This window comes from Okeania sp. SIO2C9, from assembly GCF_010672455.1.
Classification (GTDB): Bacteria; Cyanobacteriota; Cyanobacteriia; order Cyanobacteriales; family Microcoleaceae; genus Okeania.
In genome coordinates this window covers 33,849-52,358 of sequence record NZ_JAAHGO010000052.1, presented here as the reverse complement: position 1 = coordinate 52,358, position 18,510 = coordinate 33,849, and the positions used below count along the sequence as shown (strand labels likewise).

Below are 18,510 nucleotides of genomic sequence, written 5' to 3'. Positions count from 1 at the left end.
TAATTATTTTTTTCTAACTACTTACAAAATCTTCTAGGGCTTCAAATACATTAGTTCATAATCTTTTGGCCTACTCAAAGATAATAAAAATTGCAAATCTTCAGCCTCAACTTTTCCAGAAGGGATTTTTAATTTGCTACTATCGTTAACTGATTCACCCTCATAACTCATTAAAGACTTGATTAAAAGTATCTTATCAATCAGAAAATCAACCAAATCTTTGTCAGGCCGATCGTCACCTGATTCCTTGAAATCTTGCACAATTCTATCTCTCGTTTCACTAGCCTTCTTTACCATCAAACCCCACTCACCATCATCAGTTTGATCGACTGTTGTATTTTTAACCCTACGATAGACTTGAATATAATTTTCCAGGAATTTCGTATATGGTTCCTTATACCTCATATCATTGAAATTCTGCCTACTCAATTGTTCTAGTATTTCATTCAACTCAACTGAATTCATCATGCTCGTTTTCCAGTAGAATGCAAATACACCAATAAAATTACTATATATTTGATTAATTTTTTCAATCAGGTTTTCAACCCCGTCAACAGCATATTCCCCTTTCATACGATATTTCAATGCATTATTAGGAAAAGCATAATAAAATATAAGATCTTTTATTGAAGTAATTTCGCTAGGTTGATAATCAATTCCGATTAACCTCGCTAGGTCATCTGTATAAAATCCAAAATATACCAGGTGATCTGAGCTACGAGGTTTAGTTGTGCCGTAATAATGATTATTGTAGGCGACAATACGCTCGTCCAGGTTATGGTTTATCTTCTGATGAAATTCTGATTGAGTTATCATTTTATGAACTAACAACCCTTGCATTTCAATTATATTTGCCAGACCACCTGTATAAGGACGTGTATATCCAATCAAGTAGACATTATTTAGTTTTCTGGGGATTACACCCATAAAATTATCTCTGTAATGATATCTATAGGGAGTATTTCCATCCATCATGATTTCTGGTAGCCTTGGCTGTTCCACATCCCCTTTTATATACTGATGGAAAGTTCTTTCAATCCCTGCGTAAGTGATGGTTTGATTTTCAAAATTAATTGGGGTATCTTTAGGAACAACAATAACCTTACCTGTATGCAGCCACATTGCGATATCATTCAATACGTAACCTGCAGAAATAGATTCTTCAAGGTTATTAGCAAATTTATCCGCATATTGATCTATTGGCCAGTACTTAATCGCAATTGTACCGCTTGCAGGGCGTGATTTACTTGTAATATAACTATCGTCACGCACAGTCACAGGAAATTGATCTCCCATTAGAATTGGTTTCTTTGAGCCTAAAGGTAGACCATAGATAACAGATCCGTAATGCTCGTGGGACATATACCTAAAATTATGACCTTCTAGCTGGTCTAATGTATATATTGTTCCCACTCCTGGTACTACTTTATCCCGAGCATTAAACCCATTCGTTCTAATGATAATTTTATTGTTATTGGGTATCAATTTTGAGATGATTAGATTAACTGAGTCTCCCATCGTATCAAACACAAAAGTTTTGTTCGATACACTGTAATCAATTTCATTAATAGTGGCGTGTACAGCGCGACTAAACCCTGTGGAACAGATCGTGTGTTTGGCTTTCAGTGTTTGGCCAGATTTTGTAAAAATCAAACTGTGATCTTTGAAATTATCTATTCTCGTCACCCTATCCCTTATTATTTGATTTTCATATACCTTTCGCCATCTCTGGTGCATTCCATAAAATTGCTTTGATGTAGGATAATAGTCTTCTACAAAATTCTTTACCAAATCAAATGAATAAAAGCTAGTTAGATAACTGGATACTAAATCGAAATCTAAACGGTTACTTTTACTCAAACCATCCCATACACTATTTGTTTCATCGGAAATGATTTTAAACTCTGTGCCTGTGCGCTGTAATTCTCTAATCAGTGGTACTGCACTAAATCCTAAACCGATTATACATACTTCTACTTCGAATATCATAATATTTAGCTTTACTGCCTCTTAATTTATATTTGTTTTCAAATAGATAACTGCAGTGACTTAAGGACTCATGTAAAAATAACCTCAACAGTTTTTTTTGATGCAAGTTATATTTCACAATTTATCCCAGATAAAATTCGTACAACTTATTTTTACATGGCTCCTAATCATTCTCCTACTACCTATTCCCTGCTCCCTTAACAAAAATAATTTTGTAGTCTACTTAAATGAAAAGCGGGCATAAAGATGAAACTTGTAGAGGGAATTCCTCCGTAGTTGCCCGCTAGCAGTTGTCAGGGTAGGTAAAGGGGTGCTACCGTTACTAGCCCCAAACAATAAATTATACCATCAATTACCAACGCCGAAAAGCACTGTAATTTCTCTATATGTTTTTTCCCAGTCAGACTTCCCGAAAAGCTATTACCCTTCAGCCATCAACTACACATATCCTTTGCTGATTTTAGGGAGGGATAATATTTAGATACTCCTCTACACTAACTGGTAGCCTTCTACAATGTCTATGCCCCAAAATGTTCGGCCATAACCTCAATTGTTGGATAACTATAGACAATTGTTGGGTCTATTTCTTTTCCTAACCAATCACCTAAATCGTTGGTTAAAAGGATTGATGCGGAGGAATCTAAACCGTAACGAGCAAAGGAAGTGCTGGTTGATATTTCTTCTAGTTCTATATCTAATAGTTGTGATAAATAAGAAATCAACCACTCTTGAACTTCATCTACTGTGGGTTTCTTTTTTTCTGTACTGCCCTGAGTTACGGCTAAAGTTAGGTTTTTGTTTTCTACTGTTACGTTTTCCATATTTTATAGATGGGAAATTCCTATCTTTATAATGTTTTTGGTGTTTTTTGAACCTTTAATCAAACATGAAAAATTATTCAGAGCCTTTGCTAGAAATATCTTTTTTCATTGCTTTTTTTTTGATGATTTACCTGCAATATCAGATAATTATAGCTTGATATTGGCTCTGATTATTTAAGCTAGTTTTTTTGCTTGGAGCATTTTTTCTGTTGGTAGTTTCACATCCCATACTAAGCCTAATTTTTCCATTACCCATAATAGGCAGTAACCCAAATCTATTTGCCACCATTTTAAGCCCAGAGCTGCTGAGGTTTCAAATGTGTGGTGATTATTTTGCCAAGATTCTCCGAAGGTGGGAATTGCTACCCAAATGTTGTTTTTGCTCTTGTCTTTACTATCGAATGGATGGGTGCCAAAGGCATGAGAAAATGAGTTAATGCTCAGGATTGAGTTATCTACTACAAACATCCTTACCAGTCCACCCCACAGAAATCCTTCTACAGCTCCTATCCAGGAGCCATGAATTACTGATCCTAATATTGTTGGTATCAGCAGACCTAATACTATCCACAGCATATAGTAGCGATTAATTTTGCTAATAGTTTTGTCTCGCATCAATTCTGGTGCATAAAACATAGGGTTAGGATACTCGTGGTTTGTGAGCCAACCTACATGGGCGTGCCATAGACCTAGTAAGGTTCCTAATATTCCTTCTCCTTCCTCTAGGTTTGGTGAATGGGGGTCTCCTGGTAGATCGCTGCATTCGTGGTGGCGACGATGTACTGCTACCCATGATACTACTGGACCTTGAGCACCCATACACCCTAATATTGCTAAGATTGCTCTGATTGGTTCGCTGGTTTTGAAGGCGCGATGGGCAAAGTAGCGATGCAGACCGATACTCATTCCGACCATACTTAATGCCCACATCCCGATTAGTAATCCTATTTCTACACTACTGATCGGATGCCACCATAGTGAGGCGATCGCTATTACTGTGCCTATAGCTGGTATTACATTGTATAGTAGAAAGTGTTTCTTTTGTAGACCTTTTATATAGTCATTTGATATGGTTTTTGACTTTTGAGCCTTAGCTGTCTGGACAGATTTTTGGGTCACGTCTATTTGAGTTGACATCAAACTTTTTCCTTTATGGATAGGTTTAACAAGGTTTTTGGTTAATAGTTGCGTCTCTAGGATTTTTCTGTACGCTTATTGATCACTGTCAGATTCTATCATCAATTTTGGGAAATTCCAACCTTTGATCGTAAATTCATACTAATTTCCGGTGGCGATCGCTGCACTACTTTTATTTCCTGCACCCTCCCCTGCTTCGAGTATCTCTAGCGTTCCTTCCCAAAATTTGACTCGGCAAGCAGAGCGCTGAATTTTGCCACTAGAAGTCTTAGGAATACTTCCTGCTTTGATTAAAACTACAGAATATACCTGTATATCATGTTCGTCTCTAACGGCCTCTCGAATATTTCCCACTACTTCATCTATGTCTAGATGTTTCTGATAACTCCGCTCCACTTCCTGAACTACTATTAAACGTTCTTCTCCCTTAACCTCAACTCCAAATGCTGCTCCATGACTATATCTCAGTGATTGGTGACTTTGTTCGACTGTCAATTCAATATCTTGGGGATAATGATTTCGGCCACGGATAATAATCACATCTTTAATTCGCCCTGTAATCAATAGTTCGCCTTCTTGCAAAAATCCTAAATCTCCCGTTCGCATAAATGGACCCTCTCCACTTTCAGCTAGGTAAGCATGGAAAGTCTTTTCTGTTTCTTCTAATCTATTCCAGTAACCTACTGCCATACTAGGATCGCAGACCCAAATTTCCCCCACTTCATCTGGTTGACATTTTGTCAAGGTATTTGGGTTGACGATCGCTACTGTCATGCCACAAATTGGCGGTCCACAGCTTACTACTGTTCGTACTACTTTGTCTTTCTCCTGTTGTGAAATTTTGACAACTTTGTTTTTCTCTAATGCTTCTGCCTCTACTGTATAGATATTTAGTTCTTGTCCATGTTTTTTAGTAGAAACCAAAAGAGTTGCTTCTGCTAGTCCATAAGCTGGATAAAGAGCATCCCTACGGAAACCATAAGGTTCAAAAGTTGCAATAAAGTTTTCCAATGTTTCTTTGCGAATTGGTTCAGCTCCGTTGCTAGCTGTCCGCAAACTACTGAGGTCTAAATTTGCCCTTTGTTCTGAGGTTGTTCTTCTCAGGCAATGTTCATAGGCAAAATTTGGTCCTTGAGTATGAGTGACTCGGTAACGCGAAATCGTCTGTAGCCATCGAATGGGTCGCATATAGAAGGCTATGGGGGACATCACATAACAGGGAATACCAGAATATAAAGGTTGAATTAGTCCGTCAACCAGTCCATAGTCATGAAAATGGGGGACCCAAGTTGTGGCGATACTGTCTGATGTGTAACCCCAAGCTTCTTTGATATAACTACTGTGGTGTATTAAGTTCTGATGGGTGAGCATTACACCCTTTGGTGTTGAGGTGGAGCCTGATGTATATTGAAGATAGGCTAGGGTCTCACTATTTATATCTGTTGGTTTTTGCCATTCTTGGGCTAGTTGGTGAGAAATCTTGTCGCTGACTATCCATTTTATATTGCGGAATTCTGAGGACAACTGGGAGGTTGTTTCTTGGAGTTGGGAATACTTGGAAAAATCAGTAAGTATTATTGAAGCTTCTGCATCTTTGACTATTGCTTCTAGTCTTGGTAGAGTTCGCTTTAGTCTAATTGGGTCTGGTGGTGGTGCTGGAATAGCAACTACTCCTGCATAAAGACACCCAAATAAGGCTGCAATAAATTCTAGTCCTTGTGGATATAGCAGCAAAGCTCTTTCTTTGTTACCTACTTGTTGCTTTTGAAGTTCAACAGCGATCGCCCGTGCTTTTTCATCTAGTTCTTTGTAGCTCAAGCTATCTATTTCTTTTTCACCATTCTGAAGGAAGGTGTAAGCTCTTCGATCTGACTGATTTAGGGAGCGATACTGTAGAAGGTCGATTAATGTAGAAAATTCTTGCTCATTTTTCATATAATGTGCAGCTATTACTTTTAGTTTTATGTTTACCAATACTAATGAAAATTAGACTAAGCTGAGATTAAGTATTCAGGTAAGTCAACGCCAAATTTTTGTTTGTAGTTTTGCTGTAGCCCTTTAAATACTTGTCTTAGGGCTACAGCAAAACCACGAGCCTAATTATAACTGTTTTATCGAACATAATATTAAACAATTTTTAGAGCTTTAATATAGTCCAAACTCTCTTGATCTCAAAGTTGGTCGAAGACCCGCGAGCTCCCGAAGGGGACCGGAGAGATGGGAAAACCAATTAATTTTGCGACCCATGCCAATAGTTTGTTAGACTTAAAATTTGGCTGCTGGCCTAGCAGTGGAGCGTCTGTGGAGCGCGCCTTTAGACCGAAAAGAGGCGAGGGCCTTGGAGGCTGGTGCATTGTTAGCGTAGCTCCTCTGCAAGAGGCAGCATAAAGATCTAAGAGCGCGATGATTAGGAATCGCGCGCTGTCACGCAAGTGCAGCGTCGGGAGGATGTCAAGATAGTCACATACATCAATATTGTTCTTCAAACAATTAAAAAAATCGGAAGAAATAGCTGGCCGATTTTTTTTTCTTAGCCAACTTCTATGATTTGTGAGGATGTCGTCTCGCTAAGCTGTTGTGCATTTAAACCACTTAAGTAGGTTGGTGTGGAAAATCGTAATTATAACAAGGGAGTAGGGAATAGGCAGTAGGGTTCATTAATTGATAATGGATAATTGATAATTACCTCGGGTTTTAACCGCTACGGAATTGAATATCAGGAGATATTATTTCTTTTTTGGTAGTTAAAGCTTTGACCCCATTTAGGCCAGCTTCACCAGTTTGATGTTCAGTCTCACCAGTGTGGCCTATGCTGTCTACCCAACAACAGAGCGGATGGAATTTCACCACCAAGGACATAAGAGTTTTCACAGGTCGTTAACGAAGTTATCCCATAGGGAAAGTTTACTTCATGTAGTTACCTGGAAGGCTTGCTATACCTGCCTTTAGGCAGTCTTTACTAGCCAACGAGTCGCACCATCAAAGTACATTCTGTTACATGGAAATAACATGAAAGTCTTGCCGTTGTCCAAGGATGTAGATATGCTATCTCTGAGGCGCGATCGCTTGTTTATATCTGATAATTTTAACGACAAAAATCAACAGGCATCTTGGCTATTTATAAATATATTTCTCTAATTTATCTGTACATAATAGCGTACTTGTACTGTACTAATAATTGATAGTAATTATTCCCAATATTGTTTGAAAAATTGGTAATAAATAAATCTAGTTATGATAAATATTCACTCTACTGTGGGAGGAAATGTCAAGCCTTTAGGTGAACGAAATAAACTTCTACCAAATCTATAATCAATTTCTACATTACAATTTAATGGAGCAGTTTGAAAGTCACAAAAATAGGCAGCAATTGGTTTTTTATTACGAGGTTCGCATACTTGTAAGTTATAGCCATATTGTCTAGCTACATTACCAAAATGATTAATAAATTTATAACGTTCTAGGTAGCCTTTTTTATCCCAATTTAATTTTCTAACTACCAAAATTACCCAAGTATCATCTGAGTCAACAAACCAAGTATAAATAAGTTCTTCGCCAAAGAAATCTTGAGTTAACCACAGACTAGGTATACTTGGTTGAGTTTGAGATAAAGGAGGTTGAGGTAGTTGAGAAATTTCATTTCTAGGACAGGTGGGAAAAATAATTTTCGGGGCGGCAGTGGCACTCAGAAGGAAGAGGGAAGAAGGTAGAAGGAAGAAGGTATAAATCATCAAGAACAGGGAAGAAGGAAGAGGTAAAAATTTAGTCATTATTCAGAAGGAAGAGGGAAGAAGGTAGAAGGAAGAGGGAAGAAGGAAAAATTCAATTATTTAGAATTAAGAATTAAGAATTTAGAATTACCTCTCCTTGAAAATAAGAGGATTGACGAACAGGAAAATTTTTATTTATTATCCTTTTAAAAGGGTCGGCTTTCAACCACAATATTTCGGTAAAAATTTAGTCATCATTTGCCCTAAGAAGGAAGAAATAAGAAGGAAGGAGGAATAGGGAAAAAATTAGTAATCATTTGATATTCGACATCAAGCTTGAGTAAAAAAGGCAGAAGTTGCACAAAATATAGCAGGGAAAAGGGAACAGGGAATAGGCAACAGTGAAAAGTGTCTAAAGATCGTTACAGAAAATTTCTCGCATAAGAATTACAGATATTAACAATTAAATATTTCTAGTGCGAACATCTTGCTCGCTATGGGTGTATTTCACAAAGATGGAATCTGCTGTATAACACTACATCTTTTGGTTAGGACAATAAATTTGGGTTGTAAGCGTAGCGCTATATCAGTCTATTTCCTAATATGGCGTTGCTGATTCTGGGTATGATGCAAGCCCCCCTAGCCCCCCAAAATTGGGGGGAATAAAACTCTAAAAGTCCCCCTTTTTTAATCCCCCTCCTGTCCCCCGATCCTGCGGGGGAAGCCTGAGGATGCTGTGCTTTTTGTTGAATGGGGGATGCGCGGGGGCGAAGGGGAGAACCAAACAATCGCGCATTCATACTTCATATCAGCAACGCCGAAAATTTTTATTATGCCTAATTAATGAGACTTTATATAACCTATTTATCGGTTGCTATAAATAATAATAAATAATACGAAATACCATGATTAATACTACAGACTATTCTCTGCTTTTCATGGTTATTTCAGAAAAATTTATATCAGCTTTACTTATGAAAATAAATATATAGCAAGCAATATAAATTAGGGCTTACGCATCACCAAAAAATCTAGGGCGAACGGCCGTTTGCTGACGCATAGCTCCGAAGATCGCCCCTACAATAATTAATCAAATACAGTCCGATTTTTTCCACTTTTCTCTATACCATATTCCCTACTATATTAGACCTCTTGCAAAAGTGTTAATTAAATCAATTTAAGACTATCAAATCAACAATTTTATCTCTCTATTCCCTATTCCCTATTCGTAAGTATTCAGCTATTAGCAGTCAGCTATCAGCTATCAGCCAAAAGTAAGCATTTCCTGCGGAATGCTGCGCAAACAGCTATTAGCTGTCAGCTAGCCTCCTCCGGAGGAACTGCGTTAACAGCAACAAGACTTTCTCATATAGGAAAGTGTTTAAATTAAAATAGACTTTAAGGTCAAGGGAGTCTACTTTTCTAGTAAGACAATTAATAAAGCTTTGATAGTAAACTAAAAGTAATAGCTGATTGCTGATTGCTGACGGCTGAATGCTTACATCCAAAAGACTTTCTCTTTAAGAACAGTGTTTAAATTAACAACTGACTTTAAGGATAAGGGAACTAACTTTTGTAGTAATACAATTAATAAAGCTTTTATCGTCAACTAAAAACAATAGCTGATAGCTGATGGCTGACGGCTGTTTGCGCAGCATTCCGGAGGAAATGCTTACCCCAATTCCCAATTCCCTGTTCCCTGCTATATTAATTTTTTTGATAACGCATTCCTGGTAACTGAGTAACTAACCCTAATAACTCCAACTGTAATAAAGAACTAGAAACATCTCCTGGTGATAAACCTGTTTTTTGCACAACTAAATCTACAGGAATAGCTTCACTAGAAATATGTTGAAAAACCTTGGCTAAAAGAGGTTCTAAATCTGGAATATAATCCCGTTTTTTATCCTCAAATAAAGATAAATTTTCGGGAGGTTCTACCACATCAATATCTAATGGTGGTATTGCTCCTAACATTTCTAATAACTTATCCATAGTAATCGGAATTACCTCTGCACCATGATTAATTAACTGCAAACAACCATGAGATTTTTCGTCATCTAAACGAGCAGGTAAAACATACACATCTCGACAAAATTCATTTGCCATATCTGCAGTAATTAAAGCACCCGATCTTTGGGGAGCTTCCATCACTAAAACTGCCCTACTTAATCCTGCAATAATTCTATTACGTTGGGGAAAATGTTTAGAGTTTGGTTTCGTACCTGCCGGATATTCACTCACCACCAACCCCTGTTTTATCACTTTTTCAGCAAGAGTTTTATTTTCCTTTGGGTAAACTGTATCAACCCCATTACCAAAAACAGCAATTGTTCGCCCCCCTGCTTCTAAACAAGCTTGATGTGCCTCAGTATCAATTCCCATAGCTAGTCCAGAAACAATAGTAAATCCACTTTTTGCCAGGGTCGAACTTATTTTTCGAGTCCAACGACGACCATATTCAGTGGGGTAGCGAGTGCCGACTATTCCTACCGTCGGAGTAATACCTAGAATTTCTTGAGGTTCAACTATACCTCGATAATACAGCAGAGCAGGGGGTGTCGGAATTTCTTGCAACAGACGTGGATAGTCTGGATCTGCCGGAGTCCAGAAATCAGGATTTTTGGCCGTGTGTTCTTCTATCAGTTGTTTTGGGTCCAGGCGCGATCGCTCTTCCATTACTTTCTCTATCTTCTGACGGCCAAATCCTGGTACTTGGCCTAATTCTTTGGGGCTGGCCGTCCAAGCTCTTGCCAAAGTCTCGAATTGTTGTTTGAGTCTTTGTAGAGCAATTGGACCTATACCACTGATTTTTGCCCATGCCAACCAGTAGGCACGTTCTTCTATCAATTATTTCTCCTCTTGAGCAATGGTTGTTTTTGAAATAGCAGTCAGCGGTCAGCGGTCAGCTATCAGCTTCTCAAGGTGTATAATAATGGATTAAAACCCCCATAAAAGGCGCACCACGCGCTTTTTCACTCTAAGCGTGGGGGACTTAAATCCTTGGATTTTGAGCTGATAGCTAAATGCTGTTTGCGCAGCATTCCGGAACGGAAAAGCTAATAGCTAATAGCTAGTTAAACTTATAGCACTACGCAAATAGAGTGCGGACATTCGTCTATTTCTTATTCCCTAAGACCTACGGACGTTGCGTACAACGTCCCTACTTTATTGTCAAATACCAAAGAAGGTACTGCTATATTTTATGGGTTCTGGCTCTTCCGGCATTTATCCAAAATCTAAAATTTAATTTATTGATTTTTTCTTCAATTAAGCATTGACGTTTTTTTCAACATTGATTAAAATATAAATATAGAGCAAGAAACAAGTTGCTATAGGAGATAGACTGATGATGAACCTCAGACAGGGAAATGTTTTTCCCCTGTTCCCTATCCCTATTCCCTGTTATAGCAGTCGAAGCAAAGATTTAGAACGCCTCTCAAACTTCAAAAGCTTACCGAATAATTAATAATTAATAATTAATAATTAATAATTAAATAATTATGGTTTAAAGCCTCCCCTTTTAAGGGAAAAAAAAAGAAATAATGGTAAGCATTCAGCTTTTAAAGGTACAAAACTTACTAAAGTTAGCTCATAGCCTTTTTATTTCCTGCGGAATGCTACGCAAACATAAGTTTTAATTCTCTTTGGAGAGTAATTCCTCCTCTGGTGTGATAGTGACTTAATAACTCATAGCTGATAGCTGATAGCTGACCGCTGTTTGCTTACAAATAATGTTTCCTTATATTCAATCAAGAACGGTTTTAACCAGAGGTAATTATCAATTAATGAAAGGTAGTAGTTTTGGATCTAGCTGAATGCTGATAGCTGAATGCTGATAGCTGATAGCTATAAAAGAAAGCTTTCAAACCTGAGTAATTTATCTAATTGGTAGCAGCTAATTTCTAAGCTGAAACCGAGGGATTTTCTGTGGAAATTTTGTCAAAAATTGGAGAAAAAATATGACTAATAATATAGAAGTAGTATTCAGCTTTGACACAACTGGCAGTATGTATCCTTGCCTAACTCAAGTACGCCGAAAAATTCAAAATACAGTAACTCGATTAATTTCAGAAATTCCTGGTATTCGGATTGGAATAATTGCTCATGGAGATTATTGCGATCGCAACTCTACTTATGTAACAAAACGATTAGAATTATCCCAAAATATCGATGCTATTTGTAACTTTGTAGAAAGGGTAGGAAAGACAGGTGGTGGAGACGCGCCAGAATGTTATGAATTAGTATTACATCAAGCCCAATCTTTTGCTTGGACTCGGAAAGCTACCAAATCTTTAGTATTAATTGGAGACGATATTCCTCATCCACCTAGTCAAAATCCTCAGAAGTTAAATTGGCGAGAGGAAGTTAATAAATTATCAGATATGGGAATTACAATTTATGGCGTACAAGCATTAAATCGTCGCCATGCCACGATGTTTTATCAAGAAGTGGCAGAAAAATCGGGTGGTTTTCATATCAAGTTAGACCAATTTGCTTATATTAATGATTTATTTTTAGCAGTTTGTTATCAACAATCTTCAGATGAAGAGCTGCAAATTTATGAACAAGAAATTTTAGATATGGGGCGAATGAATCGTGGTTTAAATCAAATTTTTAATACCATGTTAAATCGAGAAGAAAGCAGTATTTATGAGTCAGCAGATTTGCGAGTTGTTACGCCGGGAAGGTTCCAAGTTTTAGAAGTGGATGAGAATAAACCGATTAAAAATTTTGTGTTAGAAAATGGTTTAACTTTTAACAAAGGGCGTGGTTTTTATGAATTTACTAAGACCGAAACTATTCAAGGGAAAAAAGAAATTATTTTAATGGATCGAGCAACAGGAGATTTATTTGAGGGAGAAGCTGCACGGGAAATTTTAGATTTGCCTCATGGTACAACGGTGCGAATTAAACCTAATAATTTAGAGAAATATGTAGTGTTTGTTCAGAGTACATCAGTGAATCGGAAATTAATTGGTGGAACTCGTTTTTTGTATGAAGTTGAAGATTGGAGTCGGTAAGAAGGAAGAAGTAAGAGGGAAGAAGGAAGAAGGAAGAAGCTATTGGTAACAGGGTAATGCCTAAGAGGTTGTCTGAGAAGTCCCATTTGCTACATTAAAGCCCCCTAAATCCCCCAATTTTGGGGGACTTTTAGAAGGAAATTGACTCTTGTTCCCCCCAAACTTGGGGGGCTAGGGGGGCAAAATTCAGTATCAAATGCTATAAAATTGGTATTTCAATAATAAACCAAAATAATCTCCACCACAGCAGAACTCAAAAATGCCAAAAGATTCTACAAATAAAACATTTAACAACCAAAATAATACCAACAACGACTTTGAATTTCTTTTCACTCGTTCTATAGAGTTTCGTCAAGAAACAATATATTTCATTATTGTAGACCGCTTTTTTGATGGAGACCCCAGAAATAATGAAGGTCCAAATCCTAGATTATATGACCCAAATCAAGAAAAATGGGGTTTATATTGGGGTGGAGATTTACAGGGAATAATTGATAAACTTGACTATCTCAAAAATATGGGAATTACAGCTATTTGGATGACTCCTTTATTTGAACAAATAGAAGAAGAATTATTTGAAATGGCTCCTATTCATGGCTATTGGGCGAAAGATTTTAAACGACTTAATCCTCGTTTAGTAGACAAAGATGATGAGATTTCTTTAGTAAAAAATCAGGAAACAGTTTTTGATAAATTAGTAGCAGCAGCTCATAATTTAGGGATAAAAATAATCTTGGATATTGTGTGTAATCATAGTAGTCCAGATGCAGGTGGTAAGAAAGGTCAGTTATTTGATGATGGAGTTTTAATTGCTGATTTTCATAACGATGTTAACGACTGGTATCACCATTATGGTGAAGTAGAAGATTGGGATGATCAATGGCAAGTTGAAAATAGAGAATTGGGAGGATTAGCAGATTTTAATGAAAATAATTCTGACTATAGAGATTATATTAAATCAGCAATTAAATTATGGTTAGACCGTGGAGTAGATGCGCTACGAATAGATACAATTAAACATATGCCATTATGGTTTTGGCAAGAATTTTATGCTGATATTAAAAGTCATAAACCTTCAGTATTTGTGTTTGGGGAATGGATTTTTAGCGGACCTTATGATGCTGCATCTCAGGAATTTGCCAATAAGTCTGGAATGTCAATGTTAGACTTTGGTTTTTGTGTGGCAATTCGACGCGCTTTAGGAAAATGCGAACCTGGAGGATTTCATATTATTCAAGAAGTATTAGACAAAGATAATGTTTATAATAGCGCTAGTGAGCTGGTAACTTTTATTGATAATCATGATATTCCCAGGTTTCAAAATTTGAATCCAGACCCAGGAATTTTGAGATTAGCTATTAATTTAATTATGACTTCTCGTGGTATTCCCTGCATTTATTATGGTACTGAGCAATATCTTTATAATGATAAAGATGGTGGGGAAGAACCTTATAATCGCCCGATGATGGAAAAGTGGGATACAGATACACCAATTTATCGGGATGTTCAATTATTATCAAAAGTACGTCGAGTTAATCCTGCCGTTTCTCTAGGAAGTCAATGGCAAAAATATATTAGTGAGGATGTTTATTGTTATGTGCGATGTTACCGAGATTATCGTTGTTTTGTAGCCATTAATCGAGGTAATCCAGTAACAATAGAACGGGTAGAAACTGATTTGGAAGATGGAGAATATATTTGTATTTTAACGAAGCGCTTTTTTGAGGTAAAAGATGGCGCATTACATGATTTAGAACTGGGCGTACAAGAGATGATAGTGATTAATTATTTAGGCGATCGCGTCAAAGGAAAAGTAATTGTCCGAGCGCAATTAAATGGAGTTTCAACTAATCCTGGAGAGGCAATAGTAGTAACAGGAGATTGTCCAGAATTAGGAAATTGGGATATTAGTAAAGCTTACCAGTTAGAGTATATAAATTCTAATACTTGGTTTAATGAAATTCCCTTTAATGAAAGTGCAGGAAAAGTAATTGCTTATAAATATGCAATTGTTTACCGGGATGAAAATGGAAATGAAACAGAAATTCCACAGCGAGAAAATTTAGTTTCTAGGCAATGGTTATTAGCTGAAGAGGGTACGGTTAAGTGGCAAGATAATTGGGCTTATTGAAGAAGGAAGAAGGAAGAAGTTTAATTTTTAGGTGGTGATTATTGAAGAAGTTAGAAAGAAGAGGGAAGAAGGAAGAAGTTTAATTTTTAGGTAGTGATTATTGAAGAAGTTAGAAAGAAGAGAGAAGAAGGAAGAAGTTTAATTTTTAGGTGGTGATTATTGAAGAAGTTAGAAGTTAAATTTAATGAAAAAGAGAAATTGAAAGTATGAGTGTTTTTGAATCTTAATTAAGAGGATATATCAAAAGTTGTTTAATACTGAATTTTGCCCCCCTAGCCCCCCAATTCTGGGGGGAACAAGAATCCATTAGCTGGTAAAAGTTCCCCAAAATTGAGGGATGCGCGGGGGCGCGTGATGTAGCAAATGACACTTCTCAGACAACCTCTAATTCAATTTTTTTTAATATCAATTAAGAGGATATATCAAAAGTTGTTTAATACTGAATTTTGCCCCCCTAGCCCCCCAATTCTGGGGGGAACAAGAATCCATTAGCTGGTAAAAGTTCCCCAAAATTGAGGGATGCGCGGGGGCGAGTGATGTAGCAAATGAGACTTCTCAGACAACCTCTAATTCAATTTTGTGGAAGTATGTTAGACAAAGTACAAGTGAGAATAAAATTTATATGATTGATAACTGAAATGACTATCACAAATACCAAATCATCATTACCTCTACCACCAGGAAATTTGGGTCTACCTTTTGTTGGTGAAACTATCAGTTTCTTAACAGATAATACATTCGCCCAAACAAGAGAAAAAAAGTACGGACGAATCTACAAAAGTCATATTTTTGGCAGTCCCACAGTATTTTTAGCCGGAGCAGAAGCTAATAAATTTCTGTTTTCCAATGAAAATAAATACTTTACTGCTACTTGGCCAAAAAGTACCAGGATTTTATTAGGTCCTAACTCTTTAGCTGTCCAACAAGGTAGCCTTCATCAACAACGGCGTAGACTTTTGGCACAAGCTTTTCAACCAAGAGCTTTGGCAAATTATGCTCCCACAATGGAAACTATAACTGCTAGCTATCTGGAGAAATGGGCAAAAATGGGTACGTTAACTTGGTATCCTGAAATTCGTGATTATACCTTTGATATTGCTAGTCGTTTATTTATGGGTAGTGATGGAGGTTCCGAAACAAAATTAGCTAGTTTATTTGAAGAGTGGGTCAAAGGTTTATTTTCCATTCCTGTATCACTTCCTTGGACAAAATTTGGAAAATCACTCCGTTGTCGGCAAAAATTACTGCAACACATTGAAGAAATTGTTTTGCAACGACAGCAACAACAAAATTTCGGTGAAGATGCATTGGGAATACTCTTGCAAGCGCGGGATGAAGATGGAAATGCTTTACCTTTAGATGAATTGAAAGACCAAATATTATTATTGCTGTTTGCTGGTCACGAGACACTAACTTCAGCGATCGCTTCTTTCTGTCTATTAGTAAGTCAAAACCCAAATGTACTTAACCGTATCCGTGAAGAACAAAAACAATTTCCTCCCACGGAACCGCTAACTACAGAAAGTCTGAAACAGATGACTTATCTAGAACAAGTTCTCAAAGAAGTATTGAGATTAATTCCACCTGTGGGGGGTGGGTTCCGACAAGTAATTCAAGACTGTGAATTTGGTGGATATTCTATTCCAAAAGGTTGGTTAATTCAGTATCAAATTGGTAAGACTCAACAGGATGAAACTCTCTACCCAGAACATAACAATTTTGACCCCGACCGTTTTTCCCCAGAAAATGCTGTAGATAAACAAAAAATATTTGGTTATATTCCCTTTGGTGGTGGAATGCGCGAATGTTTGGGTAAAGAATTTGCTCGCTTAGAAATGAAAATTTTTGCAGCAAAGTTGTTACGAAGTTATGAATGGGAGCTGCTACCAGAACAAGATTTAAGTCTAGTTGCATTACCAACACCTAATCCCCGTGATGGTTTAAAAATAAAATTATGGCATTTGGATAGACGAGAAAAAGATTGAAACTATAGCGCTACGCATTCAGGTGTTTGACATGAATATAAGCTGTTTGCGCAGCATTCCGTAGGAAAACCCTTTTATATTTCCCTATTGCCTGTTGCTTGTTGCCTTGCGCTATAGGATTTAACCTTTGTGTAGTAGGGAACAGGTAACATTGGTGCGACCCCGCATCGGTGAACACTCCCCACACTCCCCACACTCCCCACCCTCCCCACACTCCCCACACTCCCCACACTTCCCACACTTCCCCCTCCCCGCTCCTGAAAAGCAAACCCTATTTAGCTAAAACATAAGCGATCGCCTCTTCTAAATCTTCTTGAGTTAAGCTAGTTAACATAAACACTTCTTGAACAGTCTTTCCTTGTCTAGCAATAAGTTTAAAACCACCTCGAATAGGCACTGAAACTTTTAATTTCATGTGGGGAATATGACTTCTGGATCTGCTGATGACTCCTGGAGTAACAGTTTCAATACCCTGACGTTGGGTTAGTTTCTCTAAAATAGGAATCAAACCTTCAATATGGGTGGAATGATTCCAAACCAGACGACCTTTAGATTTTGATGATTTTTTCATAGGACTTTCTCCATCTGTATATCCTCAGTCTACTGAAAGGGAGAGACTAGAGGCAAAAAAAAATGGCCCGGTGCATAATTTGGTGCTGGTGCTGGTGCATAGTAATGGCAGATAGAGTGTGGGGAGATGGGGAGATGAGGAGATGGGGGAGATCGAGAAAGATGCTGAGGATATAGAGGGAAATATTTTTCTCACTGTTGCCTGTTCTTTGACTTATAGAGAGTTTCGACTTAGTTAATAATTTGCGTAACTTAGAGATATAATACGCTAGTTATCACCCTCAAGTAGTAACGAGGGTGAAATTTGTATATTCTGCACTAATCGCAGCTGAAACATTTCTGGCAGTCTATCTATATAGACATAGACCTCAGAAGAAATCCCGCTCCCTACGCTAAAACGACGCAATCAGGGTTTGAGGACTTTTTTCTGATGTTGATTGACAAAGATTTAAATGTAGGTATAGAGTTTAGATATGCGGTTGGGCAAGACCCGTCAATGTCTGTGGATGAGTAACCGCCGACGGCCTCACAAGAAGCAGGTAGGGACGTTGCATGCAACGTCCGTACACATCAATTTGTCACTTTATGTGACGCTTTGTATCAGTTTTATGAAGCAGTAAAAAGACTTACGCACGCATACGAAACTATACACCATTTGTAGGGGTTAACGGCCGTTAACCCCTACTATATTTGATAGTTATGGGTAGTCCTGAGTAAATTTCACCACAGCTAAAGATGAACAGAGAGAAAGGAGCGATCGCAACTTGACTTGAGCAAAAAGTCAAACTCCCTGTTTACTTTCTTACGGAATGCTAGGCAAACAAGGAAGCATTATATTTGGACAAATTGTTTACTCTTTACTAGAATTTGGATTTGCACTTGGACCTGCACTGGGACTAACTCATATCTACTTGATTCTGGTTTTTTGTGCTATCCCGTAATTTTTTTGGCCTATTTTTTGATTTTGAACAGGTTTTGAACAGGTAATGAACATTTTGAACAGGTAAGTGAACACTTTGAATAGGTAAGTGAACAGAAAAGTGAACAAAAAGGTGAACGATCAGATTGGGATTTTTGTGGGATTATAACTAGGATGCCAAACTAACTTATATCTATTATCTATAAATATTTTGAGGCTTGACA

The 18,510-nt window shown here is 37.4% G+C and carries 13 protein-coding genes; 4 read left to right on the top strand and 9 right to left on the bottom strand.

The genetic code is table 11. The annotated features are described in order from the left end of the window. Nucleotides 1-33: 33 nt before the first annotated feature. The 5 genes from F6K23_RS28825 to F6K23_RS28805 form a co-directional block, all read right to left on the bottom strand. The gene (locus F6K23_RS28825; RefSeq protein ID WP_293162136.1) at nucleotides 34-1,989 is read right to left on the bottom strand and encodes a hypothetical protein; all 1,956 of its coding nucleotides are present in this window, start codon (nucleotides 1,987-1,989) and stop codon (nucleotides 34-36) included. A 518-nt stretch (nucleotides 1,990-2,507) separates the two neighbouring features. Beyond that, nucleotides 2,508-2,810 (bottom strand): acyl carrier protein, encoded by a 303-nt coding sequence (locus F6K23_RS28820; protein ID WP_293162134.1) that lies wholly within the window; start codon nucleotides 2,808-2,810, stop codon nucleotides 2,508-2,510. A 174-nt stretch (nucleotides 2,811-2,984) separates the two neighbouring features. Then, the gene (locus F6K23_RS28815) at nucleotides 2,985-3,947 is read right to left on the bottom strand and encodes an acyl-CoA desaturase (RefSeq protein ID WP_293162132.1); all 963 of its coding nucleotides are present in this window, start codon (nucleotides 3,945-3,947) and stop codon (nucleotides 2,985-2,987) included. 141 nt (nucleotides 3,948-4,088) lie between these two features. Next, the gene (locus tag F6K23_RS28810; RefSeq protein ID WP_293162130.1) at nucleotides 4,089-5,882 is read right to left on the bottom strand and encodes a fatty acyl-AMP ligase; all 1,794 of its coding nucleotides are present in this window, start codon (nucleotides 5,880-5,882) and stop codon (nucleotides 4,089-4,091) included. 759 nt (nucleotides 5,883-6,641) lie between these two features. Beyond that, a complete protein-coding gene (locus F6K23_RS28805; protein ID WP_293162128.1) occupies nucleotides 6,642-6,806 on the bottom strand; it encodes a hypothetical protein in 165 nt (54 codons plus the stop codon). 150 nt (nucleotides 6,807-6,956) lie between these two features. Here F6K23_RS28805 and F6K23_RS28800 point away from each other — a divergent pair, with 150 nt between their 5' ends. After that, nucleotides 6,957-7,085: a hypothetical protein gene (locus F6K23_RS28800; protein ID WP_293162126.1), complete on the top strand. Its 129-nt coding sequence runs from the start codon at nucleotides 6,957-6,959 to the stop codon at nucleotides 7,083-7,085. 107 nt (nucleotides 7,086-7,192) lie between these two features. On the opposite strand, the gene F6K23_RS28795 is transcribed toward F6K23_RS28800, so the two are convergent. Together F6K23_RS28795 and dprA are read right to left on the bottom strand one after the other, a co-directional pair. Beyond that, entirely contained in the window at nucleotides 7,193-7,717 is a 525-nt protein-coding gene (locus F6K23_RS28795; protein ID WP_293162124.1) for a hypothetical protein, read from the bottom strand. 1,647 nt (nucleotides 7,718-9,364) lie between these two features. Further along, entirely contained in the window at nucleotides 9,365-10,507 is a 1,143-nt protein-coding gene (gene dprA, locus F6K23_RS28790; protein WP_293162122.1) for a DNA-processing protein DprA, read from the bottom strand. Nucleotides 10,508-11,619: 1,112 nt separating this feature from the next. Between dprA and F6K23_RS28785 the strand changes: the two genes are divergently transcribed. From F6K23_RS28785 to F6K23_RS28775, 3 genes are all read left to right on the top strand, one after another. After that, nucleotides 11,620-12,681 (top strand): vWA domain-containing protein, encoded by a 1,062-nt coding sequence (locus tag F6K23_RS28785; protein ID WP_293162121.1) that lies wholly within the window; start codon nucleotides 11,620-11,622, stop codon nucleotides 12,679-12,681. Between the two features lie 259 nt (nucleotides 12,682-12,940). Beyond that, the gene (locus F6K23_RS28780) at nucleotides 12,941-14,812 is read left to right on the top strand and encodes an alpha-amylase family glycosyl hydrolase (RefSeq protein WP_293162120.1); all 1,872 of its coding nucleotides are present in this window, start codon (nucleotides 12,941-12,943) and stop codon (nucleotides 14,810-14,812) included. A gap of 638 nt (nucleotides 14,813-15,450) precedes the next feature. Then, the gene (locus tag F6K23_RS28775; RefSeq protein WP_293162119.1) at nucleotides 15,451-16,797 is read left to right on the top strand and encodes a cytochrome P450; all 1,347 of its coding nucleotides are present in this window, start codon (nucleotides 15,451-15,453) and stop codon (nucleotides 16,795-16,797) included. A gap of 10 nt (nucleotides 16,798-16,807) precedes the next feature. Here the strand turns inward: F6K23_RS28775 and F6K23_RS28770 are convergent, their stop codons facing one another. After that, a complete protein-coding gene (locus F6K23_RS28770) occupies nucleotides 16,808-17,038 on the bottom strand; it encodes a hypothetical protein (RefSeq protein WP_293162118.1) in 231 nt (76 codons plus the stop codon). A gap of 30 nt (nucleotides 17,039-17,068) precedes the next feature. Further along, nucleotides 17,069-17,368: a DUF2103 domain-containing protein gene (locus tag F6K23_RS28765; RefSeq protein ID WP_202222249.1), complete on the bottom strand. Its 300-nt coding sequence runs from the start codon at nucleotides 17,366-17,368 to the stop codon at nucleotides 17,069-17,071. Nucleotides 17,369-18,510 lie beyond the last annotated feature (1,142 nt).

Coding starts and splice junctions, on each gene's coding strand:
- F6K23_RS28825 (WP_293162136.1), bottom strand. CDS start 1,989: ATGATATTCGAAGTAGAAGTATGTATAATCGGTTTAGGATTTAGTGCA.
- F6K23_RS28820 (WP_293162134.1), bottom strand. CDS start 2,810: ATGGAAAACGTAACAGTAGAAAACAAAAACCTAACTTTAGCCGTAACT.
- F6K23_RS28815 (WP_293162132.1), bottom strand. CDS start 3,947: ATGTCAACTCAAATAGACGTGACCCAAAAATCTGTCCAGACAGCTAAG.
- F6K23_RS28810 (WP_293162130.1), bottom strand. CDS start 5,882: ATGAAAAATGAGCAAGAATTTTCTACATTAATCGACCTTCTACAGTAT.
- F6K23_RS28805 (WP_293162128.1), bottom strand. CDS start 6,806: ATGTCCTTGGTGGTGAAATTCCATCCGCTCTGTTGTTGGGTAGACAGC.
- F6K23_RS28800 (WP_293162126.1), top strand. CDS start 6,957: ATGAAAGTCTTGCCGTTGTCCAAGGATGTAGATATGCTATCTCTGAGG.
- F6K23_RS28795 (WP_293162124.1), bottom strand. CDS start 7,717: ATGACTAAATTTTTACCTCTTCCTTCTTCCCTGTTCTTGATGATTTAT.
- F6K23_RS28785 (WP_293162121.1), top strand. CDS start 11,620: ATGACTAATAATATAGAAGTAGTATTCAGCTTTGACACAACTGGCAGT.
- F6K23_RS28780 (WP_293162120.1), top strand. CDS start 12,941: ATGCCAAAAGATTCTACAAATAAAACATTTAACAACCAAAATAATACC.
- F6K23_RS28775 (WP_293162119.1), top strand. CDS start 15,451: ATGACTATCACAAATACCAAATCATCATTACCTCTACCACCAGGAAAT.
- F6K23_RS28765 (WP_202222249.1), bottom strand. CDS start 17,368: ATGAAAAAATCATCAAAATCTAAAGGTCGTCTGGTTTGGAATCATTCC.